4 protein-coding genes are annotated in these 2896 nt (G+C 64.8%); 2 read left to right on the top strand and 2 right to left on the bottom strand.

What is annotated here, in order from left to right:
- Positions 1 to 173 precede the first annotated feature (173 nt).
- Complete coding sequence (locus AX702_RS20615; RefSeq protein WP_007406364.1) at positions 174 to 623, bottom strand: hypothetical protein; 450 nt, start codon at positions 621 to 623, stop codon at positions 174 to 176.
- A gap of 83 nt (positions 624 to 706) precedes the next feature.
- On the opposite strand from AX702_RS20615, the gene AX702_RS20610 reads away from it, so the two are divergent.
- Both AX702_RS20610 and AX702_RS20605 read left to right on the top strand, forming a co-directional pair.
- Complete coding sequence (locus tag AX702_RS20610; RefSeq protein ID WP_010409225.1) at positions 707 to 1153, top strand: LexA family protein; 447 nt, start codon at positions 707 to 709, stop codon at positions 1151 to 1153.
- Between the two features lie 5 nt (positions 1154 to 1158).
- Entirely contained in the window at positions 1159 to 2418 is a 1260-nt protein-coding gene (locus tag AX702_RS20605; protein WP_007406368.1) for a Y-family DNA polymerase, read from the top strand.
- A gap of 2 nt (positions 2419 to 2420) precedes the next feature.
- On the opposite strand, the gene AX702_RS20600 is transcribed toward AX702_RS20605, so the two are convergent.
- On the bottom strand, positions 2421 to 2729 hold the full coding sequence (locus AX702_RS20600) for a hypothetical protein (protein ID WP_010409222.1): 309 nt from the start codon (positions 2727 to 2729) through the stop codon (positions 2421 to 2423).
- Positions 2730 to 2896: the final 167 nt, after the last annotated feature.

Here is a 2896-nt window from a genome sequence, read left to right as displayed (position 1 = left end):
CACTGTGTGCCTTTTCTATCTAGCGGAGCAGTGTCATTTCTACTTAGCGCCTACACCTGTTTTGTTCGATAATATATCTTATGTTAAATCAATGGCTTAGCAGATTTCCGGCATCGTTCTTGCAGAGACTGACGTGGCTTTTTCGCAGCTAAGGCTTGCCAGTCAGTCGCGAGTTAGCCGCGCCGTCGTTCTCGCGCGCGAGCGTGTCGCGGATCTTCGTAAAGATCCTGCAGCGCGCGCAGCCGAAACGCATTCCACCAGCGTTGCCAGCGATGCTCCTCGGCATCGTGGAGCATGTGACATCGCTGGCATAGCGCGGCGAGATTGCGCGGCGCGCTATTGCCAGGATCATGATCCAGATGCGCGCAGGCCAGCACGACATAGGTGATCCGCACGACGTCGAGCGCGAAGAGGTCGCCGACCTTCACCCGTCGCCCCTCTCCCGATCGCCAGCATCGCGCTTCGCTATCCCACCAGCGCCCATCGCCCAGATGCGCGACGTGCCGAAGATGCGGTCGCCGGCAGCGTTCGCAGCGCCCTCCTGCCCGCACGAACCGGATCTGGTCCGACAGCAGCGGCCAGTCGATCGGGTACAGCCAGCGGTTTTCGGGGCGGATCGGCATCCATGACTCTATGAGTCATGCGAAATGAGAACAAAAGGAAAATCTCGTTCCCTTCATGTTCTTATCCAGCATATCATGCGCGCATGTCCGCGTGTGTGATTCCCCTGTCCCAACCGATGCCGATCGCCGATCTGCCGCCAGCGTTTCGCCTGAGGGTGGTGAGCGCGGCCGGCGCTGGCTTCCCCTCGCCTGCCCAGGACTGGGAGGAAACCGCGATCGATCTCGTGGCGCTGCTGCGCCTCGACCGCGCCGCCAGCTTCGTGTTCCGGGTCAGCGGACAGTCCATGATCGACGCTGGAATCTATGATGACGACGTGGTGGTGGTCGATCGCGACGCCACGCCGGTTAGCGGCCGCATCGTCATCGCCGTGGTCGACGGGGGCTTCGTGATCCGCCAGTTGGTCTGGCGCGACGGCAAGCCGGTCCTCGAGGCCCGCAACGCGCGGATGCGCTACGACGCGGTGATCGCGGATGAGAGTGTCGAAGTGTGGGGCGTCGTCCGCGCCTCCGTGCGCAACCTGCAGGGCTGACCGCCATGTGGGCGATCGCTGACGTCTCCAACTTCTATTGCTCGTCGGAGAGGGTATTCGACCCGTCGCTGCGCGATAAACCGCTCATCGTGCTGAGTAACGGGGACGGCTGCGCCATCGCGCGCTCCGAGGAGGCCAAGGCGCTGCACATCAAGATGGGTGCGCCGATGTTCAAGATTCGTGATATCGTCCGCGAGCATGGCATCCAATACCGCAGCAGTTCCTACGAATTGTATGCCGACATGAATCGTCGCTTCAATCAGGTCCTCGCCGAGCACAGTTGCACGGTCGAGGTGTACTCGATCGACGAATCGTTCTTTCGCCTGCCGGTGCTCCCGAACGGCCTGGGCGACGTGGCGGCCGCGCACCGCGTGATCGCGGCCGTCAAGCGTGCGACGGGCCTGCCGATCCGCATCGGGCTTGGCCCGACCCGGACGCTGAGCAAGGTTGCCAACGCCCTCGCTAAGGCGTCGGAGAAGGTCTGGAAGGGCGTGGTCGACCTGCACGACATCGAGCTGCGGCGGCGCCTGTTCGCGCAATGGCCGGTCGAGGAGGTCTGGGGCATCGCGCGAGCGATGACCGAGCGGCTGCGACCGCTCGGCGTCAGGACGACGGCCGATCTTGCCGCCCTCCCCCCGGAGGTCGCGCGCGACGTGGGGACGGTGGTGCTGGAGCGGCTCGTGCGCGAGCTGAACGGCGTCGAATGCACCGATTTCGAGCCGGAGCCGCCCCCGTCCAAGGCGACCGCGGTGACCCGCTGCTTCGGTGAGCCGGTGCGCGAGGTCGCGGCGCTGCGCGAGGCGATGGTGCGCCGCGCGGTCCGCGCGGCCGAGAAGATCCGCGCGCAGGATCTCGCTGCCACCCGCCTGATCGCCTTTGCCCACGGAAGCCGGTTCAAGCCCAACGCGCCGTCCGCCTCGCGCATAGCGCGGCTGTCGCCGGCGACCAATGATCCGCGCGTGATCGGCGGTATGGCGGGCCGCATGGCGGATGTCATGTACGAAACTGGCGGCGTCTACACCAAGTGCGGCGTCATGCTCGAGGGGCTGGAGCCGATGACCGCGCACCAGGCCGACCTGTTCGCGGTGCCCGATCCGCGATCCCCTGCCCTGCTCGCCGCGATCGACGGGCTCAACGGGCGGTTCGGCCGCAACACGATGCGGCTTGCCTCCGAGGGCTTTGGCCAGAAGAGCTACGACACCAAGCGTGCTTTCAAGAGCCCGTCCTGGACCACGCGGATCGATCAGGTGCCGATCGCGCGGTGAGATCAATAGCGATAGCCTGCCTGCCGGCAGGCCGCTGCCAGCTTCATCACTCGCCCATCCTTCGCGCCGTACTGGCGCAACCGTGCGGAATAGCTGTCGCAATAGCTTTTCGCGCGAGCGGACAGTGGCACCCCGTTCGGACCTCGCGCGGTCGCCGCCCCGCCCCGTTCGGCATAGCCACGAGCAGTCGCTGACTGAACCTGGGTGCGCGCTTGCGCGCCCAGATCGACTGCGCCGGGCATGTCCTGCGCGCCGGCAGGGGTCGCGATCGCGAATATCCCGACCGTGAACACAGCAACCAGGCTACGCATTCGATGTTCTCCCTCGAATTTCCGTCAGGCCATCAACGATTTGGCGGCAGCATCGTGCCGGTCGCGGGAGCGATTATGGATACATGTAGGCGCTTGCAATCGTAGCGGCGTGTGCTCGCAAACGGAGCGATTTTCTGCTCGGATTATCTGACAATGGGCGGAGCAGT

The sequence above is a fragment of the Sphingomonas sp. CCH5-D11 genome (genome assembly GCF_001557395.1).
Taxonomy (GTDB): domain Bacteria; phylum Pseudomonadota; class Alphaproteobacteria; order Sphingomonadales; family Sphingomonadaceae; genus Sphingomonas.
The sequence above is the reverse complement of the archived record's forward strand: the minus strand, read 5'-3'. Positions and strand labels throughout refer to the sequence as shown.